19 protein-coding genes and 1 pseudogene are annotated in these 20211 nt (G+C 59.8%); 13 read left to right on the forward strand and 7 right to left on the reverse strand.

Annotated features, from left to right (window positions below; translation table 11 throughout):
- Both P7F28_RS00620 and P7F28_RS00625 read right to left on the reverse strand, forming a co-directional pair.
- Window positions 1-923 (reverse strand): MFS transporter (locus tag P7F28_RS00620; RefSeq protein WP_277182393.1); only part of this gene is annotated, 923 nt, incomplete at its 3' end.
- A gap of 92 nt (window positions 924-1015) precedes the next feature.
- Window positions 1016-2395 carry an NAD(P)H-dependent oxidoreductase gene (locus tag P7F28_RS00625; protein WP_277182395.1) on the reverse strand — a complete coding sequence of 460 codons (1380 nt, stop codon included), beginning with the start codon at window positions 2393-2395 and terminating at the stop codon, window positions 1016-1018.
- A gap of 151 nt (window positions 2396-2546) precedes the next feature.
- Here P7F28_RS00625 and P7F28_RS00630 point away from each other — a divergent pair, with 151 nt between their 5' ends.
- Window positions 2547-3440, forward strand: coding sequence for a LysR family transcriptional regulator (locus P7F28_RS00630; RefSeq protein WP_277182396.1), 894 nt, complete (start codon window positions 2547-2549; stop codon window positions 3438-3440).
- Window positions 3441-3444: 4 nt separating this feature from the next.
- Here P7F28_RS00630 and P7F28_RS00635 read toward each other — a convergent pair whose 3' ends face one another.
- On the reverse strand, window positions 3445-4833 hold the full coding sequence (locus tag P7F28_RS00635) for a dihydrolipoyl dehydrogenase (protein WP_277182398.1): 1389 nt from the start codon (window positions 4831-4833) through the stop codon (window positions 3445-3447).
- A 207-nt stretch (window positions 4834-5040) separates the two neighbouring features.
- On the opposite strand from P7F28_RS00635, the gene phnC reads away from it, so the two are divergent.
- The 3 genes from phnC (at window position 5041) to phnE (ending at window position 7699) form a co-directional block, all read left to right on the forward strand.
- On the forward strand, window positions 5041-5886 hold the full coding sequence (phnC, locus tag P7F28_RS00640; protein ID WP_277182400.1) for a phosphonate ABC transporter ATP-binding protein: 846 nt from the start codon (window positions 5041-5043) through the stop codon (window positions 5884-5886).
- Window positions 5887-5908: 22 nt separating this feature from the next.
- A complete protein-coding gene (gene phnD / locus P7F28_RS00645; protein WP_277182402.1) occupies window positions 5909-6880 on the forward strand; it encodes a phosphonate ABC transporter substrate-binding protein in 972 nt (323 codons plus the stop codon).
- Between the two features lie 78 nt (window positions 6881-6958).
- Complete coding sequence (gene phnE / locus P7F28_RS00650; RefSeq protein ID WP_277182424.1) at window positions 6959-7699, forward strand: phosphonate ABC transporter, permease protein PhnE; 741 nt, start codon at window positions 6959-6961, stop codon at window positions 7697-7699.
- Window positions 7700-7755: 56 nt separating this feature from the next.
- On the opposite strand, the gene phnN is transcribed toward phnE, so the two are convergent.
- Genes phnN through phnF form a run of 3 tightly spaced genes read right to left on the reverse strand, consistent with a single transcriptional unit; the run spans window position 7756 to window position 9748 of the window.
- Window positions 7756-8307 (reverse strand): phosphonate metabolism protein/1,5-bisphosphokinase (PRPP-forming) PhnN, encoded by a 552-nt coding sequence (gene phnN, locus P7F28_RS00655; protein WP_277182404.1) that lies wholly within the window; start codon window positions 8305-8307, stop codon window positions 7756-7758.
- On the reverse strand, window positions 8304-8993 hold the full coding sequence (locus P7F28_RS00660) for a DUF1045 domain-containing protein (RefSeq protein WP_277182406.1): 690 nt from the start codon (window positions 8991-8993) through the stop codon (window positions 8304-8306). The genes phnN and P7F28_RS00660 overlap by 4 nt, the downstream gene beginning before the upstream one ends.
- Entirely contained in the window at window positions 8990-9748 is a 759-nt protein-coding gene (gene phnF, locus P7F28_RS00665) for a phosphonate metabolism transcriptional regulator PhnF (RefSeq protein WP_277182409.1), read from the reverse strand. Before phnF ends, P7F28_RS00660 begins: the two co-directional genes overlap by 4 nt.
- Window positions 9749-9917: 169 nt before the next feature.
- Between phnF and phnG the strand changes: the two genes are divergently transcribed.
- The 9 genes from phnG (at window position 9918) to P7F28_RS00710 (ending at window position 19997) form a co-directional block, all read left to right on the forward strand.
- Window positions 9918-10406 (forward strand): phosphonate C-P lyase system protein PhnG, encoded by a 489-nt coding sequence (gene phnG / locus P7F28_RS00670; RefSeq protein WP_277182412.1) that lies wholly within the window; start codon window positions 9918-9920, stop codon window positions 10404-10406.
- 11 nt (window positions 10407-10417) lie between these two features.
- The gene (phnH, locus tag P7F28_RS00675) at window positions 10418-11026 is read left to right on the forward strand and encodes a phosphonate C-P lyase system protein PhnH (protein WP_277182413.1); all 609 of its coding nucleotides are present in this window, start codon (window positions 10418-10420) and stop codon (window positions 11024-11026) included.
- The gene (locus P7F28_RS00680; protein ID WP_277182415.1) at window positions 11026-12117 is read left to right on the forward strand and encodes a carbon-phosphorus lyase complex subunit PhnI; all 1092 of its coding nucleotides are present in this window, start codon (window positions 11026-11028) and stop codon (window positions 12115-12117) included. The genes phnH and P7F28_RS00680 overlap by 1 nt, the downstream gene beginning before the upstream one ends.
- Window positions 12114-12989 carry an alpha-D-ribose 1-methylphosphonate 5-phosphate C-P-lyase PhnJ gene (locus tag P7F28_RS00685; RefSeq protein ID WP_277182417.1) on the forward strand — a complete coding sequence of 292 codons (876 nt, stop codon included), beginning with the start codon at window positions 12114-12116 and terminating at the stop codon, window positions 12987-12989. Before P7F28_RS00680 ends, P7F28_RS00685 begins: the two co-directional genes overlap by 4 nt.
- Window positions 12986-13756, forward strand: a complete 771-nt coding sequence (phnK, locus tag P7F28_RS00690) for a phosphonate C-P lyase system protein PhnK (RefSeq protein WP_277182419.1) — start codon at window positions 12986-12988, stop codon at window positions 13754-13756. Before P7F28_RS00685 ends, phnK begins: the two co-directional genes overlap by 4 nt.
- A 44-nt stretch (window positions 13757-13800) precedes the next feature.
- Window positions 13801-14523, forward strand: coding sequence for a phosphonate C-P lyase system protein PhnL (gene phnL / locus P7F28_RS00695; protein WP_370467201.1), 723 nt, complete (start codon window positions 13801-13803; stop codon window positions 14521-14523).
- Window positions 14517-15650, forward strand: a complete 1134-nt coding sequence (locus P7F28_RS00700; RefSeq protein WP_277182421.1) for an alpha-D-ribose 1-methylphosphonate 5-triphosphate diphosphatase — start codon at window positions 14517-14519, stop codon at window positions 15648-15650. The genes phnL and P7F28_RS00700 overlap by 7 nt, the downstream gene beginning before the upstream one ends.
- 154 nt (window positions 15651-15804) lie before the next feature.
- Window positions 15805-17169: an MFS transporter gene (locus P7F28_RS00705; protein ID WP_277182422.1), complete on the forward strand. Its 1365-nt coding sequence runs from the start codon at window positions 15805-15807 to the stop codon at window positions 17167-17169.
- 218 nt (window positions 17170-17387) lie between these two features.
- The gene (locus P7F28_RS00710; RefSeq protein ID WP_277182423.1) at window positions 17388-19997 is read left to right on the forward strand and encodes a filamentous hemagglutinin N-terminal domain-containing protein; all 2610 of its coding nucleotides are present in this window, start codon (window positions 17388-17390) and stop codon (window positions 19995-19997) included.
- Here P7F28_RS00710 and P7F28_RS00715 read toward each other — a convergent pair.
- A pseudogene (locus tag P7F28_RS00715) lies at window positions 19966-20211 on the reverse strand (transposase); the annotation flags it as partial. The gene P7F28_RS00710 and the pseudogene P7F28_RS00715 overlap by 32 nt on opposite strands.

Raw genomic sequence — 20211 nt, forward strand, 5'->3', positions numbered from 1 at the left:
CTCATACCGGTGAGCACGATGGCGGGAATCGCCACGACATAAGGAATGGCCGATAACCAGCCGATCATTTCGACGTTCGTCAGTCCGCTGTCCTTGATGATCGACGGCAGCCAGAAGCTGATGCCATACAACCCGATGATCTGGCAGAAATACACGCCTGCCAGCTTCCAGATATTGCGATCGGAGAGGAAGGCGCGTGCATCGTGATGCGCGGTCTTGTCCGCTTCTTCGCGCTCGACGGCATGCGTGACGAGGCGCTTTTCATCGTCGGTGAGCCACTTTGCCTGACTGGGTTTATCGACCATCATCCACAGGACGGCGAAGCCTACGATAAGTGCTGGAATGGCTTCGATCAGGAACAGCCATTGCCACGCGGCCATGACGCTCGAGTGCTTGAATGCCGAGAGAATCCAGCCCGACAACGGACCGCCCACGATTCCCGCCAGCGGTATGGCGATGTAATACACGCCATACGCAAAGCCGCGCTTTTTAGCGGGGAACCAGTACGTCAGATACAGCATGATGCCCGGCGAAAATCCCGCTTCCGCGACGCCAAGCATAAAGCGCACGACATAGAACTGAAACGGTGTCTTCACCACCAGCGTAAGCGCCGACACGATCGCCCACGTAATCATGATGCGCGCGATCCAGCGCCTCGCCCCAACGCGATGCAGAATCAAATTACTTGGGACTTCGAAGATAAAATATCCGATAAAGAAGATGCCCGCGCCGAGACCGTAGATGGCATCGGAAAAGCCGAGATCGGACAGCATCTGCAACTTGGCGAAGCCGACGTTCACGCGGTCGAGATAGTTGCATAGATAGCAGAGCACGATAAACGGCATGATGCGCCACGTGATCTTGCGATAGACATCCGCCGTGCCGGACTGGGGCACGCCCAGGGTTTCGCTGATTTGACTCATGTCTCCTCCGTCGCCCTTTGTCGGGCGTTGAGAGTGCGAAGCGCCCGGACCATTTTGAGGGCCGGGCGCGCTTGGGGATCGATATAAACGTTTTAGCTTGCGAGCTTGTGAGTCGGGACCTCCAGCTTCAATTCCGCACGGAACAGGTCTTCCATTTCGCGGCGTACGCGCACGGCTTCCTTGTTCGCATCGAAGGCGACGTCGCTCCAGCGCACGGGTTGGCCTGCTGCAACGGGGCGCTGCAAGACCATGTTGTGTGCAAGGCCGATCGGCAACGCGCCCTGAATCAGCGAGTCGGCGGCGGGCATGAGTTTGCCGTACACCGTGTGGCCACCTTCGCCATCGAGCTTTTCGCCGGGACGCAGATCGCGTTTCGCGGTGGCGGCGACATCGCCGTGAAAGCCGGTGGTCGCGCCCGTCGCTTCGCCACGCACCGCAATGCTCGCAATCGATACACCGAGTTCCAGGCCGATCAAATGATACGGCTTGTACATCGCAGCGAAACGGCCGGAAGAGTCTGTTTTCAGGCCATATTGTGCGAAGCAGTCGCGCACGTAATCGGTCGGCGCTTCGAAGACGGCGTAGACGCCCCAGCGCAGATCGCGGAACACGGGACGTGCATCGCGTTCGAGCGACGACACCACTTCCACGCTGCCCCGATGCGGCAGGATGCCACCTTCGGACGCGGGCTTGAGCAACTGCGGCAGATCATCGACACCGCAAGCGGGAAACGCCAGGCCATCGGATGGCGGACGCAGATCGCAAGCATTCGACACAGCGGCCATTTCAAGCGCGGATTTGGTGCCATCCAGAAACGAGTTGAACATCTGCGCGTTGAAGTCGCCCGAGCCGACTTGCTCTTCCGTGAAGCCGTAATAGCTCCATACGGTATCCGGCGTCGATTGATGATAGACCGGCAGATACTTTGTGCCCTTGCCCGCGCAAATCACCTCCATACCGATGGTGCGCGCCCAATCCACGATCTCCGCAATCAGCGCAGGTTGATCGCCCGAAGCCATCGAATAAATGATGCCTGCCTCTTGCGCACGCCGCGCGAGTAACGGTCCCGCGAGCACGTCGGCTTCCACGTTTACCATGACGATATGTTTGCGATGCTTGCAGCACAGCAACGCATGATGAATGCCCGCAGCAGGACTGCCGGTTGCATCGATCACGATATCGACGTGGTCGCTGGCGATCATCGCATCGGCGTCGTCGGTGATATAGGTCGAGCCGTTGCTGATTGCTTCGTTCCACGAAGCAGCGGAATAACGCGCTTCTTCCCAGCCCACGCGTTTGAGCGATGCCCGCGCACGATCCGGTGACAAATCCGCCACGCCGACCAGATGAATGCCCGGCGTGCGCGGTGCTTGCGAGAGGTACATCGAACCGAATTTGCCCGCGCCGATCAGGCCCACCTTCACGGGTTTGCCTTCCTGCGCGCGAGCCTTGAGTTTCGCGATAAGGGACATGCTGTTTGTCTCCGTGTTTTCACTGAATGTCATGACGAATGCAGCGTGGCACTCGTTCAGCCCTATGTTTGCAAGGGTTGAGCGAAAAGATAGCAGCGAGGTTCTTGCAATAGAATGGGCAAAACCACAATCGCTCTGTGCACAAATCCCCATGCGTGGCTTCGACTGGGACGACATTCAGGCATTCCTCGCGATTTCCCGCGCGGGCAGGCTCACCGTGGCCGCGCAGCAGATGGGCGTGGATCATTCGACCTTGAGCCGGCGCGTTGCGGCGCTCGAAGCATCGCTTGGCGTAAAGCTGTTCGATCGCAGTTCACTAGGGTTTGTCCTGACGCCCGAAGGCGAGCGCGTATTGAGCGATGCGGAAAGCATGGAGAGTCTTGCTTTGCGCATGCGGCATCGGCTGGAAGATGCGTCGATCGGATTGACGGGCACGGTGCGCATCGGCACGCCCGAGGGATTCGGCACGTATTTCCTGGCGCCGCGGATTGCGCAGCTATCGGTGGCGCATCCGAATCTGGAAATCGAATTGATTGCGAATCCGCGTATGTTCAGTCTGTCCAAGCGCGAGGCCGATCTTGCCGTGAGCATGACGCGGCCCGCGCAAGGACGTGTCTACGCGCACAGGCTCACGGATTACGCGCTGGGCGTGTATGCGTCCCGCGATTATCTGGCCACGCATCGGCGTATTGCGACGCGGCGTGATTTGCTGACGCATCCGTGGGTCGGCTATGTCGAAGATCAGATGTGGTCGGCGGAGTTGAACTACTTGCCGCAGATATCGAACACACTCGTGCCGACAATTCGGATTTCTAACGTAATCAGTCAGGCGGCGGCCGTCTCGGGCGGAGTGGGCCTGGGCGTGTTGCCGTGTTTCATCGCGCGTACGGATGCGAATCTTGTGCGCTTGTTTGCCGATGAAATTGCATTGGCGCGTTCTTACTGGCTTGTGACGCTCGCAGAAACACGCGATGTGGCGCGCGTGAAATTGCTCGCGGATTTTATCCGCGAGCAATGTGCAGGAACGTGGTTTCTCGAAGGCTGAAGGTTCAAGCCAATTTATTCGATGCATCGCGCAACGCGGTGCGTAGTCCTTCTTCGACCACCGGATGATAGAAGGGCATACGCAGCATCTCGTCAACGGTAAGCTTCATTTGCAAGGCCCATGCGAGCAAATGCGCCATATGCTCCGCATCCGGCGCGATAAATTCCGCACCAAGAAAGCGACGTGTCGCGCGATCCGCATACACCTGCATTAGGCCGCGATTGCGCAGCATCACGCGGCTGCGTCCCTGATCTTCGAAACTCACTTCGCCGGTGACATACGTGCCTTCGATGAGATCCGCATGACGTGCGCCGACCATCGCGATGCCTGGTTCCGTAAATGCGATGGCGATCGGCGCGCGCCGTTCGAGCTTTTCGACTTGCGGATAGCGCGCCGCGTTCACGCCTGCTGTGCGGCCTTCATCGGCGGCTTCGTGCAATAAGGGCAGCACGCCGTTTGCATCGCCGGCGATAAAGACGGGATGCGTGCCTGCCTGAAGCGTCAGTGCATCGTAGTTGGGCAGACCGTTTGCATCGAGTTGAAGCGAGGTGTTGTGCAAGTCGAGACGTCCGACGTTCGGCTTGCGGCCCGCTGCAACGAGCACGTAATCCACGGTCTCTTCGATCAATTCGCCCGCATCGGACACGTAGCGCAGATGCACTTCATCGCCTTCGCGTGTTGCGGCTTCGACATGTGCGCGCGCCTCGAAGTGAAACGCGTGCTTGAAGGTGCGTTCTGCATAATCGCGGATGGAAGGATCGCTCAATGCGCCGACGCGGCCTCGCACGCCGAGCACGGACACGCGTACGCCGAGTCGTGACAACGCTTGCCCGAGTTCCAGTCCGATCACGCCTGCACCGATCACGGCTACGCGCTTCGGCAAATCCTGCCAGTCGAACACATCGTCGTTCACGATCGCGCGATTCCCCAACGCAAGATACATCGCGGGCATATGCGGCGACGAACCCGTTGCGATTACGATGCTGCGCGCATGCACTTTCGTATGCTCGTCCACTTGCAGCAGATTGTCGTCGATAAAACGCGCATAGCCAGTGAGCTTGTCTTGCGCGGGGATCGCATTCACGCCATCGACGACGAAGCCGACGAAACGATCGCGCTCACGTCTCACACGCGCCATCACTTCACGTCCATCGATCCGCACGTTACCATCGATATGGATACCGAATGGTTCTCCATGCGTGGCGTGATACGCCGCATCCGCTGCCGCGATCAACAGCTTCGACGGCATACAGCCGACACGCGCACACGTGGTGCCGTGCGCACCGCCTTCGATCAACACAGCCGAAGCACCCGCCGCCTTCGCCGCGCGATACGCGGAGAGTCCCGCGCTGCCAGCGCCGATCACAGCGACATCCGTATGCAGAGTGTTCATGACATCGTCCAGAGCATTAATCACGGGAACATCATGAAACACGCTGTCAGAAAGATGAATGCTCGTGCTGCTCGATTTCCTGCTCAATCGTCTCAAACCAAAATTTATGTAGTCATCTAGACGTCGCCCCATCGTCACTGTCTCGTCACATGCGCTTCCTAGAATCTCCCACACGTTTCATCTCGCCGATCAAGGAAGCCAAAGCAAATGGACGCAATTCGCATCGAGCGTCTCTCGAAGACGTTCAGGAACGGCCGCAAAGCGCTCGACAGTGTCGATCTGCGCGTGCAGGAGGGCGAAATGGTCGCGCTGATCGGTGCGTCGGGTTCGGGTAAATCGACACTGCTTCGTCATATAGCGGGCTTTACCGCATCCGACCCCGCACCGTCGCATATCACGCTGCTCGGCCGTCCGATTCAGCAGAACGGCAAGATCGTGCGCGAAGTGCGTTCGATTCGCCGCGATGTGGCATTCGTGTTTCAGCAATTCAATCTGGTCGGCCGGCTGTCGGTGCTGACCAATGTGCTGATCGGTGCGCTTTCGCGCGTGTCTTTGTGGCGTCGCTTAAGCGGCCATTTTCCGCGCGAGGAGCGCACGCTGGCGCTGAATTCGCTGACGTCGATGGGTATCGGCGAACATGCGAACGAGCGTGCGAGCAACTTGTCGGGCGGGCAGCAGCAGCGCGCGGCGCTGGCGCGTGCACTGGTGCAACGCGCGCGCATCGTATTGGCCGATGAACCGATCGCTTCGCTCGATCCCGAATCCGCGCGGCGCGTGATGGAACTGATGCAGACGCTCAACCGCGAACACAAGCTCACGGTGATCGTGTCGCTGCATCAGATCGATATCGCGATGAAGTATTGCGCGCGCACCGTTGCATTGCGCGATGGCCGCGTCGTGTTCGATGGCGCATCCGAACGTCTCACGCCCGCTGTCTTGCACGAGCTTTACGGCACATCCGCCAGCGAATTGCTCGCGCCGGACGCGCCGAAAACCCTTATTCGCGAGCCTGCAAGCGCCTTCGCATCCGTGGCTTCAGCCGCAAGTACCTGAACCCATCAACCTGGAATTAATCATGAAAACGGCCCGTTTATTTCTGGCTGGCGCTGCGCTCGCGTCATGCTTTCTGAGTCACAGCGCATTTGCCGAAACAATCAGCTTCGGCATTATTTCGACCGATTCGTCGTCGGCGCTCAAGCAACGCTGGCAACCGCTGATTGACGATCTCAACAAGCAAACCGGTCTCGAGGTAAAGGCTTATTTCGCCACGGATTACGCGGGCATTATCGAAGCAATGCGCTTCAATAAAGTGCAGATCGGCTTCTTCGGCAATGCATCGGCGATCGAAGCGGTGGATCGCAGCAACGGCGAAGTTTTTGCGAAGGTGAAGTACAAGAGCGGCGAAGCGGGCTACTACTCGGTGTTGATCACGAACGCGAACAGCAAGTGGACGTCGATCGATCAGGTATTAAAGAATACTAAGGATATCAACCTTGGGTTTGGCGATCCGAATTCCACGTCGGGCACGCTGGTGCCTTCGTACTATCTGTTCGCGAAGAATGGCATCAACGTGAAGACGGCGTTCAAGAGCGTGCTGCCGTCCAGCCACGAAGCGAACATGCTCGCTGTGGTGAACGACAAGATCGATGTCGCGACCAATAACACCGATATGCTCGACACCATCAAGACGCAGCATCCGGAGCTATATCCGAAGGTGCGCGTGCTGTGGAAGTCGCCGCTGATTCCGTCGGATCCGCTGGTGTGGCGTCGTGATTTGCCGCAGGCAACCAAGGACAAGCTGCGCAATTTCTTCGATCACTACGCGCAAAAAGACCCGCACGAGCAAGAAGTGATGCACGCGATCTCCGGCTATTCGGGCTTCGCCGATTCATCCGATGCACAACTCGTTCCGATCCGTCAGATGGCGCTGTTCCAGAAGAAGCAGCAAGTACAAAACGATGCGCATATGGACGACGCCGACAAGAAAGCGCAGATTGCCGCGCTCGATCAGAAGATCGCCGCGCTCGACACTGCGGCGGCGAAGTAAATGAAGCCGCCCGACGTCACCACGTTCGAGGCCGACGTGAGCCGGCCGCATTCCACGCTTGCGAAGAAGCGTAGCTGGATGTCGATGCTGGGCTGGATCGTGCTGATTGCCGTGCTCGGTTTGTCGTGGCATAGCGCGGATATGCGGCCGCTCGATTTGCTCGGCGCATCGGGCAATATGAGTCAGTTCGCGCGCGACTTCTTTCCGCCCGATTTCACCGAGTGGCGCACGTATGCACACGAGATGATCGTGACGCTGGCGGTCGCGGTGTGGGGCACGGCGCTCGCGCTCATCTGCGCGGTGCCGTGTGGCTTGCTGTCGGCGCAGAACATCGCGCCGGTGTGGATCTCGCAGCCCGTGCGCCGTTTGATGGATGCGTGCCGCGCCATCAACGAAATGGTCTTTGCGATGCTGTTTATCGTCGCGGTGGGATTGGGGCCGTTCGCGGGCGTGTTGGCCTTGTGGGTGCATACCACGGGCGTGCTCGCCAAGCTCTTTGCCGAAGCCGTCGAAGCAGTGGATTCGCGTCCAGCTGAAGGCGTGCGTGCAACCGGCGCAAGCAGTCTCGATGAAATCGTTTATGGCGTGTTGCCGCAAGTCTTGCCGCTGTGGATTTCGTTCGCACTCTATCGCTTCGAATCGAATGTGCGTTCGGCGATGGTAGTCGGCATGGTCGGCGCGGGCGGAATCGGCGTGGTGCTGTATGAAGCAATCCGCTCGTTCAATTATGCGCAGACGGCGGCGGTGATGATCATTGTGATCGTGATTGTTTCGCTGATCGATCTGGCTTCCGGCTGGGTGCGGGAGCGCGTGATTTAAGGCTTATTCTGCTAGTTGCTGAGGCGCTCGTTCTTCATCAAGAACGAGCGCTTTTTTTATTTGCCGCTGAGAATATCCAGCAGTTGCAATCCCGCTTCCGACAACAAGCCCGAATTGTCGATCCGCACCACGCGCGCATGCGATGGCAACTCGAACGCGGGCCTGCGCGCCAGACGCGCTTCGATCTGCCGCGCATCTTCTCGGCCGCGACGCGCGAGGCGTGCCGCGAGCACGGAAGGCGCGGCATCGATATGAACGAAACGTGCTTGCGGATAGCGTTCCAGCGCGCTTTCCGCATGCTGACGCGAGCCGTTCACCACCACGGGCATGCCGCGCGCCAGCCACGCATCCAGTTCGATACCGATGCCATAGCGCAGCCCGAGACTTTCCCAATGCATCGCAAAGAGGCCGTATGACAAACGCGACGCGAATTCATCGTGCGAGAGCGCGATGTGATTCTCGCCATCCGCCACCGCACGCGTGATATAGCGATGCGCGAACATCACCTGAGCGCCCACGCGTTCGCGCGCGTAGCCGAGCAACGAGTCCTTGCCCGCGCCCGATGGTCCCATGACATAGATCAGTTTCGTGCTGTCCGGCAGGGTCATGCCACATCCTGTGCGTTGTTGAACGGAAGGCGTTGCCAGAGCGTGAAGGGCGCGCCCGGTTCCGCTTCGATAAATAGCGCTGCGCCGTGCACGGGCATTGCGCCGAGCGTGTCGATACGCTGTGTCCATTCCCCGACGATGGACGCGCGAGTGTCGGCGTGATCGAGTGAATCGGAAAGGGTCATGTGGAAGCGATATTCGTCGAGCACGTACGGATAGCCCCATTCGCGCAGCAAGGCGATTTGCCGCGCGCTCATGCCTTCGTTCACGCGCCGCGCGATATCCGCAGCGGAAGGCATCAGACGCAGCGTGGCAAGCGATTGCAGGGCGCTGGCGGCGATGGATCGAAGGCGGGCATCGTCTGCATCGTCCGAAGGCCGCAGGGCCACGAAACGGCCTAATTCCGCGGCGCGCACGGGCATGTCGAAACGGGCGATGGAACTGGCCCACGCGCGCGACACGGCGAGCACATCGTCGAACGTGACGCCGGGTGCGCATTGAAACGGCGCGACCAGCGTGGCGTGCCAGCCGTAGCGGCGCGGGGATTGCGTGACGGCGTGGGCCGGGGTATCGAACGAAAGGCCGTTTTCGGCGTCGCGGCCGAGCCATTCGCAGCCTTCGCGCCACCATGCCGACGATGCAGGCGGCGCGTAATACAGCGCGATGCGAGGTGACGTGCCGCTCATAGATCGTGCTCGACCATCAATTGAACGCGATCCGCCGCGAAATGCGTGATGCCGTATTTGATCGGCACGCCTTCTTCATCGACATCGACGTTTTCGACCCATAAAACAGGCTGCTGGCGATTGATCTGCAAGCGCCGCGCCACATCCGACGAAGGCAACACGCTGCCGATACGGCTCCACTTACGCGTGTAATCCTTCACGCCGTATTGGATGAGCGCCGCGCTCACACCGCCTGCGGCATCGATGGCGGCGGGCAGGTCGTTGAAACGCGCGGCCGGATACCAGTTGCGCGCATACGTCATGGGCACGCCGTCGGAATCGTGGCGCGTTTCGATCTGATAGACGAGCGTGCCCGCGCGCACGCCGAGTGCTTTTGCAACGGACGGGTCCGCTTTTACGCGCTCCGACGACAAGACCAGACCCGCCGTCGAATGCTTCTGACGGCGCAGATTTTCGGTAAAACGCGTGCGCCGGCCAATTTGATAATCGATTGCGCCAGGCTGCACGAAAGTGCCGCGTCCTTGTTCGACGCTGACGAGACCCGTTTCCGCGAGCCGCAGCATGGCGCGGCGCACCGTATGGCGATTCACGTCGAAACGCTTGGCCAGTTCCGCTTCGCTCGGCAAACGGCCTTCTTCGCCAAAGCTCTTTGCAGCAATTTCTGCCGACAGAATCTGCTCGATCTGCCGCCATACCGCCACCCCCGCGCCGCGTTCGACGGGATGCCCCGGCCCCGCGCTGTCGTTCGATGTCATGTTGGTGTCATTCCCATCGGTTTGAATATCCGTCTGGCGATTGTAGTGCCAAAGTCGTGATGAAAATATGAAAGCCCCCATACACGACCAAACGTCTAGACGACCAGATGAAACCACGAGTAGCATACGCACAGTTCACTCGAAACCATCGGGACTTTCAGGAAAAGCCATGAGCATTTCAACGGAGCAAGGCGAGGCGCAATCCACGGCCCGCCGCAACTGGATGGCGGTGCTGGCCCGCGCACCGCGCGAGGCGCTGCAAAGCGCGCTGGATGTCGCGCTCGATCACGCCAAAGCGCCTGCATACGAATGGCTGCGCGCGCCGGATATCGGTCTGGCAATGGTGCGCGGCCGGATCGGCGGCACGGGCGATGCCTTCAATCTCGGCGAAGTGACAGTGACGCGCGCCACGCTGCGCGTATCGCTTGCGGACGGCAGCACGCCGGTCGGCGTCGCGGTGCATATGGGGCGCGACAAGGAACGTGCGCGGCTTGCCGCTTTGGCCGATGCCTTGCTGCAATCGCCGCTGCATCACGCACGCATGCAGACACATGTGATCCAACCGCTGGCTGCGAGCATCGAGGAAGCCAAGCAGCGCAAGCAGGGCGAAGCGGCTGCAACCAAGGTCGAATTCTTCACGATGGTGAGAGGCGAATAATGACGATCGACATGACCACCCTCGTGCCCGGTTTCAACGACACGGTGCATGACGCACAACGCGTGTTTCGCGCGTTGCTCGACGCGCTGTCGCGTCCGGGCAGCATCGTCGCGGTCGATGCAGCGTTGCCCGGCAATCACGCCATGCGCGATGGACTCGCGGGACGCGTGCCGCTCGCGGCTTTCGCATCGCTGCTGGCGCTGACGGATTATTCGACGCCCGTGTATCTGCATCGCGAAGACCGCATGTTTGGCGATGCCTTGCGCTTTCATGCCAGCGCGCCCTTGACAAGCGAGCAACGCGAAGCCGCGTTCGTTTATATCGACGATTCGACGAATATGCCTTCTTTGCAGGGCTTTTCTCAAGGCGAGCCGGAAACGCCGGAAGACGCGGCGACGCTATTTATCCGCGTTCCTTCTTTGACGGAAGGCGAAGCGTTGAACTGGACCGGTCCCGGTATCGAAGAGAAAAGTACGGTGCGTATTGCGGGTTTGTCGCGTGAATTCTGGCGTGAACGTGCGGCGCTTACTGCGCAATTTCCTTGCGGCATCGATTGCTATTTCGTGGCGGGCGGCGCGATTGTCGGCTTGCCGCGCACCACGCATGTGGAGGTGAACTGATGTACGTCGCGGTCAAGGGTGGCGAACGCGCCATCGAACGTTCATGGGATGTGCTGGCGAAAAAGCGCCGTGGCGATCCGTCCGTGCCCGAACTTTCCGTTACGCAGATTCGCGAGCAAATGCGGCTGGCCGTTGCACGCGTGATGACCGAAGGTTCGGTCTACGATGAAGAGCTCGCGGCACTCGCGATCAAACAGGCTGCGGGCGATCTCGTCGAAGCGATCTTTCTGCTGCGCGCGTATCGCACCACGCTGCCGCGTTTCGGCTATACGCTGCCGATCGATACGGAAGCGATGTGCGTCGAACGTCGCATCTCCGCTGCGTTCAAGGACATTCCCGGCGGGCAGATGCTCGGCGGTACTTACGATTACACGCAACGCCTGATCGACTTCACGCTTCTTGCAGAAGGCGAAGCGCCCGGCGAGATCGCAGGCGCTAAAAACACGCAGCAAAGCGCCATGCCGCGCGTGCTGTCCATGCTCGACAGAGAAGGTCTGATCGAACAGGAACGCGTGCATGACAACGCACCGGAACCCGGCGATCTTTCGCGCGAACCGCTTTCGTTTCCTGCCGATCGTTCGATCCGTTTGCAGAATCTCGCACGTGGCGATGAAGGTTTCTTGCTCGCAGTCGGTTACGCGACGCAACGCGGTTATGCACACACGCATCCGTTCGCAGGCGAAATCCGCAATGGCGATGTCGCGGTCGAAATGTTCGTAGATGAACTGGGCTTTGCAGTCGATATCGGCGATATCAATGTCACCGAATGTCAGATGATCAATCAGTTCGGCGGTAGCGGTGAAGTGCCGCCCGCGTTCACGCAGGGCTACGGTCTCGCGTTCGGACACTGCGAACGCAAGACCATGGCGATGGCGCTGGTGGATCGCGCCTTGCGTGCGGAAGAGTTGGGGGAATCGGTGGAATCGCCGACGCAGGATGCGGAATTCGTGCTGTATCACAGCGACAACGTGGAAGCGTCCGGCTTCACGCAACATCTGAAATTGCCGCATTACGTGGACTTTCAGTCGGAACTCGAGTTACTGCGGCGTTTGCGAAAGGCGCACGCCGAATCGAAGGAGAACGTAGCATGAGCACGCATGAAGCCGAGAGCGCGCTGACCGAAGGCTATAACTTCGCGTATCTGGACGAACAGACCAAGCGCATGATCCGCCGCGCCTTGTTGAAAGCGGTCGCAGTGCCGGGGCATCAGGTGCCGTTCGCATCGCGCGAAATGCCGCTGCCTTACGGCTGGGGCACGGGTGGATTGCAAGTGACATCCGCGATTATCGGCGCCGACGATACCCTGAAAGTAATCGATCAGGGGTCCGATGAAACCACCAACGCCGTCAATATCCGGCGCTTTTTCGCGCGCACGGCGGGTGTGGCGACGACCACGCGCACGGCGGAGGCGAGCATCGTGCAGACGCGTCACCGTATTCCGGAGATGCCGCTGACCGATAAACAGATCATCGTCTATCAGGTGCCGATGCCCGAGCCTTTGTACAAGCTCGAACCGCGCGTGATGGAATGCAAGAAGCTCCACGCGCTCGCGGACTACGGTCTTATCAATGTCAAATACTACGAGGATATCGTGCAGCACGGCAGCATTGCGACCACGTACGATTATCCGGTGCTGGTGAACGACCGCTATCTCACGTCGCCTTCGCCAATCCCTAAGTTCGATAATCCGAAGATGCATATGAACGCCGCGTTGCAGTTGTTCGGCGCAGGACGCGAACGCCGCATTTACGCGATTCCGCCTTATACGAAGGTGAAAAGTCTGGATTTCGAGGATCATCCGTTCAGCGTGCAGAAGTGGGATCATGCGTGCGCGCTGTGCGGATCGCGTGATAGTTTTCTCGATGAAATGATCGTGGACGACGAGGGCAAGCGCATGTTCGTCTGCTCCGATAGCGATTACTGTCATAGCCGCCGCGATGAAAGCGAGGGGGCCGCGCAATGAACGTATTGCTCAAGGCAAGCCGTTTGACGAAGCGTTACGACGGCCGCGGCGGATGTGTCGATGTGGACCTCGACGTGTATCCGGGCGAAGTGCTGTGTATCGTCGGGGAATCGGGATCGGGGAAATCGACCTTGCTGAATGCGCTCGCGTTGCGCAGCGAGATTGATAGCGGCACGCTGACTTATACGACGCGCGAAGAAGAATCGCTCGATCTGCTTACGCTGAACGAACCGCGAAAACGCCTTCTTTCACGAACTGAATGGGGTTTCGTGCATCAGAATGCGCGTGATGGATTGCGACGCAATGTATCGGCGGGAGCGAATATTGGTGAACCGCTGATGGCGATCGGCGCGCGCCATTACGGCAAGCTGCGCGAGACGGCATCGGACTGGATGGGCCGCGTGGAACTGGACGCATCGCGTATCGACGAATTGCCTTCGGCGTTTTCGGGCGGCATGCAGCAGCGTTTGCAGATTGCGCGCAATCTGGTCACGGGTCCGCGTCTCGTGTTCATGGATGAACCCACCGCCGGTCTCGATGTGTCCGTGCAGGCGCGTCTGCTCGATCTGTTGCGCACGCTGACCAGCAAGCTTCATCTCGCTGCCGTGATCGTCACGCATGATATCGGCGTGGCGCGATTGCTTGCGCATCGGCTGATGGTGATGAAAGACGGGCGCGTGGTGGAAAGCGGCCTGACGGATCAGGTTCTGGATGATCCTCAACATCCTTATACGCAGACGCTGGTGGCGTCCGTGCTGCCCGTTTGAGGTGAATGGATATGACAAGCTCGTTTTTAAGTAACGATGCGCTGATGCTGAGCGCGAAAGGTATCGAAAAGACGTTCACGCTGCATCAGCAGGGCGGTGCGCAGATTGCGGCGCTGTCGGGTGTATCGCTCGATGTGGAGCGTGGTGAATGTGTGGTGCTGGCGGGTGCATCGGGTGCGGGAAAAAGCACGTTTTTGCGCTGCATGTACGGCAATTATCTGGCGACGCGCGGCAGCATTCTGATTCGTGACGAGAGCCGTGAAGCGCGTTATCTCTCGCTGACCGAAGCCGCGCCGCACGAAATCATCCGGCTTCGCATGACGACAATGGGCTACGTTAGCCAATTTTTGCGCGCCATTCCGCGTGTGTCTTCGCTCGATCTCGTTGCGGAACCGCTGATTTCACGCGCTGTCGATGAAGACGAAGCGCGCACACGTGCCGCCGCGTTGCTCGAACGCCTCAACGTGCCGCGCCGTTTATGGACGCTCGCGCCCGCGACGTTTTCGGGTGGCGAACAACAGCGTGTGAATATCGCGCGTGGTCTGATCGCGCAACATCCGCTGTTGTTGCTCGATGAACCCACCGCATCGCTGGACGCCGAGAATCGCGATATCGTCGCACAACTAATCGTTGAGGCGCGCGAAGCGGGCGCGGCGATCGTTGGCATCTTTCACGATGAAGACACGCGTGAACGCGTGGCGACGCGCATCGTACGGCTGGACACGGTTTCTACGAACGAATCATCCGGAGCATTGCAGACATGCTGATTACCAATGCGCGTATCGTCACGCGCGACGAAGACTTCATGGGCACGGTGCGTGTCGAAGACGGACGGATCGCGGAGATTGCGCCGGGCAACACGGCCGCGCACGATGCGATCGACTGGGAGGGCGATTATCTGCTGCCCGGTTTCGTAGAACTGCATACGGACAACATCGAAAAGCATCTCGCGCCGCGTCCTGGTGTGCTGTGGAATCACGAAGCGGCGATCATCGTGCACGACGCGCAGGTGGCATCGGCGGGCATTACGACTGTGTTCGATGCGCTGGGCGTCGGCTCGCGTCCCGAAGATGGCGTGCGTGGCCGCGAATTGCAGGTGCGTTGCGCGCAGTCCATCGGCAAGTATGTGGAACGCGGGCTGTTGCGTGCGGATCACTTTCTGCATCTGCGCTGCGAAGTGGGCACGACCGATGTCGTCGAAGTATTCGATTCGTTATCCACGCATCCGCTTTTCAAGCTTGCGTCCGTGATGGATCACACGCCGGGTCAGCGGCAATGGCAGGATCACGAGAAATGGCGCAAGTATCAGGAGCGTCACGGCAAGTGGACCGATGAACACACGTCGAAGATTCTCGCGGAGTTGTCGGATCATCAGGAGCGCTATGCAACCAAGCATCGTGGCGATATTGTCGAGCGATGCAAAGGCCTCGGCATTTCGCTCGCGAGCCACGACGATACGCTGGTCGAACACGTCGAAGAAGCGGCGCGCGACGGCATTGCGCTCGCTGAATTCCCGACTACATTCGAAGCAGCGCGCGCCGCGCGCGAGCACGGCATCGCAACGATCATGGGCGCGCCGAACGTGGTGCGCGGCGGCTCGCACTCGGGCAACGTGTCGGCGCTCGATCTCGCGCGCGATGGGCTGCTCGATATCCTGTCGTCGGACTATGTGCCGTCGAGCTTGCTGATCGCCGTGTTCGATCTCGTCGCAAAGGCGGGCTGGACCTTGCCGCGCGCAGTGGCGACGGTCTCGTACGCGCCGGCGCATGCGGCGGGTCTGACGGATCGCGGCGCGATTGTCGCGGGCCTGCGGGCGGATTTCGTCCGCGTTGCTTTGTTCGATGGACAACCGGTGCCGCGCGAGACGTATCGCGCAGGGAGACGCGTGGCCTGATCGACAATAAAAGGAAAGGTGAGCGTCATACGCGGGTAAGCCCGCGTTGACGCTGATCGTGTCAATTTGTACTCTCACGCGAGTTTCGTTGTTCGTTATGTGAATCCGTGTTCGCATATCGAACAATTGGCTAAGACAACCGTGAGGAGAAGAAGTGAGCCGAAGTCCTGCTGTGAACGTGCAGACGTTCATCAACGAGCATCCGTTTTCGCCGTTTCAGTGGCTCATCTTCGTGATGTGCTTCGTGATCGTGCTGCTGGACGGTTTCGATACGGCTGCCATCGGGTTTATTGCGCCGTCGCTGGTGGCCGAGTGGAAGATCAGCCGGCCTGCACTTGCGCCAGTCCTGAGCGCCGCTTTGTTCGGGCTTGCTGCGGGCGCGCTGCTGTCCGGTCCGCTTTCCGACAAGCTCGGTCGCCGCGCCATGCTGCTCACATCGACCTTGCTGTTCGGCGTTGCGTGCCTCGCTTCGTCGTTTTCGGCCGACATCACGCAGTTGACGACGCTGCGTTTCATCACAGGTCTCGGCCTCGGCGCGGCCATGCCGAATGCCGTCACAATGATGAGCGAGTTCTGCCCCGACAATCGCCGCGCGACCATCATCAATCTGATGTTCTGCGGCTTTCCGCTGGGCGCGGCGTTCGGCGGCTTTCTCGCGGCATGGGTGATTCCGCACTTTGGCTGGCGCAGCGTGTTGATGCTCGGCGGTATCGCGCCGCTGGTGTTGTCGGTGCTGCTCATCGCAACGCTGCCTGAATCCGTGCGCTACATGGTGGCGAAATCGAAGCCGGTCGAGAAAATCCGCAAGACGCTCGCACGCGTCTCGCAGGAAGCCATGAACGCCGGCTCATTCTTCATGACCGAAGTCGCGCCCGCAGCGCTTGGACAGAGCGGCATGAGCGTGGTGCTGTCGAAATCGTATGTGATCGGCTCGGTCATGCTGTGGCTCGCGTATTTCATGGGCCTGGTGATTTTCTACGCATCGATCAACTGGATGCCGATTCTGCTGAAGGAATCGGGTCTCGCGCCGCAGACCGCTACGCTGATTTCCGCACTGTTTCCGCTCGGCGGTGTCGGCGCGGTATTGTGCGGAGTCCTGATGGATCGATTCAACGCGAATCGCGTGATTGCGGTGTGTTACGCGTTGACGGCGGTGAGCGTGTACCTCATCGGACAGGCGGCGGGCAATGTCGGCATGTTGGTGCTGATCGTGTTCTTGGCAGGCGTGCTGATGAACACCGCGCAATCGTCGATGCCCGCGCTCGCCGCCGCGTTCTATCCGACGGCAGGACGCGGCACGGGCGTGGCGTGGATGCTCGGCATCGGCCGATTCGGCGGAATTGCGGGATCGTTTCTCGTGGCTGAACTCACACGTCAGCATTTCACGTTTGGCGGCATTTTCGCGACGATTGCGGTGGCCGGTTTGATTTCGGCGGCGGCGTTGCTGATCAAGCAGGCGGCACATCCACAACGGGCGTCATCGGCAGAATTGAAGTCAACGGAACCGGTGGGACACTGATTGTTTCGTGGTTCGATAAGCAATCGCCCCGTGAGCGCTACAGTCTCACGGGGCGTTTTGCTTTTTGTCGGCTTAAGTGAATCTTTCACATTCATTTAAGAGTTTTTACCTGTTGTTTCATGCAAGGATTCTTAAAAATCTCCGGCCTCCTTTGAGTCGCCGGATCGATGCGCTTGTTCGCTCTCCGGGCTCGCTTCATATTCCCGGTAGAAAAAATAATGAACAAGGGCTGTTTTCGACTGGTCTTCAATCGCGTGCGGCACATGATGGTCGCCGTCGCGGAATCGGCCAGTACGCATGGCAACGGCGCGCGCAAGAAAGCAACATGCGTGGCCACGCTGTTCGGTGCTGTGTCGGCGTCGGCGTTTGCGCAGATTGTCGCCGCGCCCGGCTCAGGCGCGCAGGTCGTTCAAACACAAAATGGCCTGAATCAGGTGAACATCGCGCGGCCGTCTGGCGCGGGCGTTTCACTGAACAAGTACTCGCAATTCGATGTCCCGGCGAAGGGCGCAATTCTCAATAACTCGCCGACGATCGTTCAGACGCAGCAGGCTGGGTATATCAACGGCAACGCGAATCTGACGCCGGGACAGGAAGCGCGCGTGATCGTGAATCAGGTCATGTCGAACGCGCCTTCGCAATTGCGCGGGTACGTGGAAGTCGCGGGCAAGCGGGCCGAGGTGATCATTGCGAATCCTAACGGATTAGTGGTCGATGGCGCGGGGTTCATCAACACATCGCGCGCCGTGCTGGCAACGGGCACGCCGAATTTCGCAGCGAATGGCAATGTCGCGGGCTTTACGGTCAATGGCGGCAATATCGTCGTGCAGGGCGCGGGGCTGAATGCGGGCAACGTCGATCAGGTCGATCTGCTCGCGCGTGCGGTGCAGGCAAACGCGGCAATTTATGCGAAGACGCTGAATATCGTCGCAGGCGCAAACCAGGTCGATCACGATACGCTGGCCGCGACGCCGATAGCGGGCAACGGTTCCTCGCCTGCAATCGCCATCGATGTGAGTCAGCTGGGCGGGATGTACGCGGATCGCATTTATCTGGCGAGCAACGAGTTTGGCGTTGGCGTCAGCACGCGCGGCGTGCTTGCCGCGCAGGCGGGCGATCTCACGCTTCAGTCGAACGGGATGCTTGTTTTAGCGGGTCAAACGAATGCGAGTGGCAATCTCAACGCAACCGCTCGAGATGGCATCGACAATACGGGCGCCACGTACGCGAAGGGCAATGTCAGCGCGACGACCAGCGGCAAGTTGACCAATAGCGGCGTATTCGCCGCGCAGCAGAATACGAGCGTGAGCGCGGGTAGCGTTGCATCGACGGGAACGCTTGGCGCGGGGATCAATGCCGATGGTTCTATCGCGCAAACCGGGGCCTTGCAGATCGACGCAACGGGCGCGATTAACGCGACGGGACGCAATGCGGCGGGAAGCAACGCGGCGCTGCAAGGGGCGTCGATTAATCTTGCGGGCAGTTCGACTACGGCCAAGAGCGATCTCGCCATGACGGCCACTTCGGGCGATATGAACCTCGCGGGCGCGACGACCACAGCGGGCGGCGCGATCACGGCGAACGCTTCGGGCACGCTTGTCAACGACAACGCTGCTTTGAAGTCCGGTGGCGCGCAAAGTGTGACGGCAGGCGCGCTGTCGAACCGAAACGGGCAGTTGATTTCCGGCGGCGCGTTGACGGAGCGCATCGCGGGCGCGGTGCAGAATCAGGGCGGCACAATGCAGGCAGCAAGCGCGCTCGACACGCGCGCTGGCAGCTTCGATAACAGCGCAGGACATGTAGCCTCGCTCAATACCGATGGTCTGAATCTAAATATAGTAGGTATCCTGAACAATGCTCAGGGCGGCACGATCGGCGGCAACGGCAATGTGATTGCTCAAGCCGCGCAACTCGTCAATGCGGGTTCGATCACGGCGGTGCAAGACCTCGTGGTGAACGCATCGCAAACGCTGACGAATTCGGGCACGCTTGCGGCGAACGGCAAGTTGAGCGCAGCGGCGGGCGCGACGCTCGATAACAGCAACGGCACGATCACAGCCGATCAACTCGATGTCACGGCATCGAACCTGACGAATCATTTTGGCTTCGTCACGCAGACGGGAACCGGCGCGACGACGCTCGCCGTTACGAACACGCTGGACAACGCCAACGGCTCGATCGCGACCAACGCGCAAGACCTGACGCTCACGCCCGCCGCGATCATCAACGACCACGGCAAGATCACGGATTCGGGCACTGGCGCGCTGTCGATTACGACGGGCAGCGTATCGAATAACGGTGGCACGATTGCGACCAACGGCGCCTTGACGGCCCACGTCAACGGAGCGATATCGAATCAGGGCGGGACGATGCAGGCGGGCGGTGCATTGAGCGCATCGGCTTCGAGTCTGGATAACGCGAGCGGTCGTATCAGTTCACTCGGCGCGCAAGGGCTTTCGATTACTACGAGCGGTTTGCTCAACAACCGATCGAACGGACAGATTGCGGGGAATGGCACTGTCACGCTGCAAGCGGGCCAGTTCGCCAATGCCGGTTCGATTACCGCGATGCAGAGTCTTATCGCGCGGGCGATGCAGACGCTGTACAACAGCGGGACGCTGGCTGCGAACGGGCTGGTTTCGGTATCGGCGGGTTCGACGCTGACAAATGCAGGTTCGATATCGGGCAATCAATTGGCCCTTTCGGCGTTCGATTTGATCAATCGCGGCGGCACGACCACGCAAGCGGGCACCGCGGCCACCACGTTCACGGTTTCGGGGCTTCTGGATAACACGTCGGGAAACCACGCAAACCGTCGACCACCGTGATCAGGATGTCGTGCAGGCCGCGGTTCTTCAGCTCGTTGAAGATCTTCAGCCAGAACTTGGCACCCTCGGTTTGCTCGATCCACAAACCCAGCACTTCCTTGCGGCCATCGGCGCGGATGCCCAGCGCCAGATAGACCGCCTTGTTTCTGACCGTACCGTCGTCGCGAATCTTCAGGCGCAGCGCATCAAAGTACACGATCGGATACATCGCATC

Source organism: Caballeronia sp. BR00000012568055, from assembly GCF_029439455.1.
Taxonomy (GTDB): domain Bacteria; phylum Pseudomonadota; class Gammaproteobacteria; order Burkholderiales; family Burkholderiaceae; genus Caballeronia.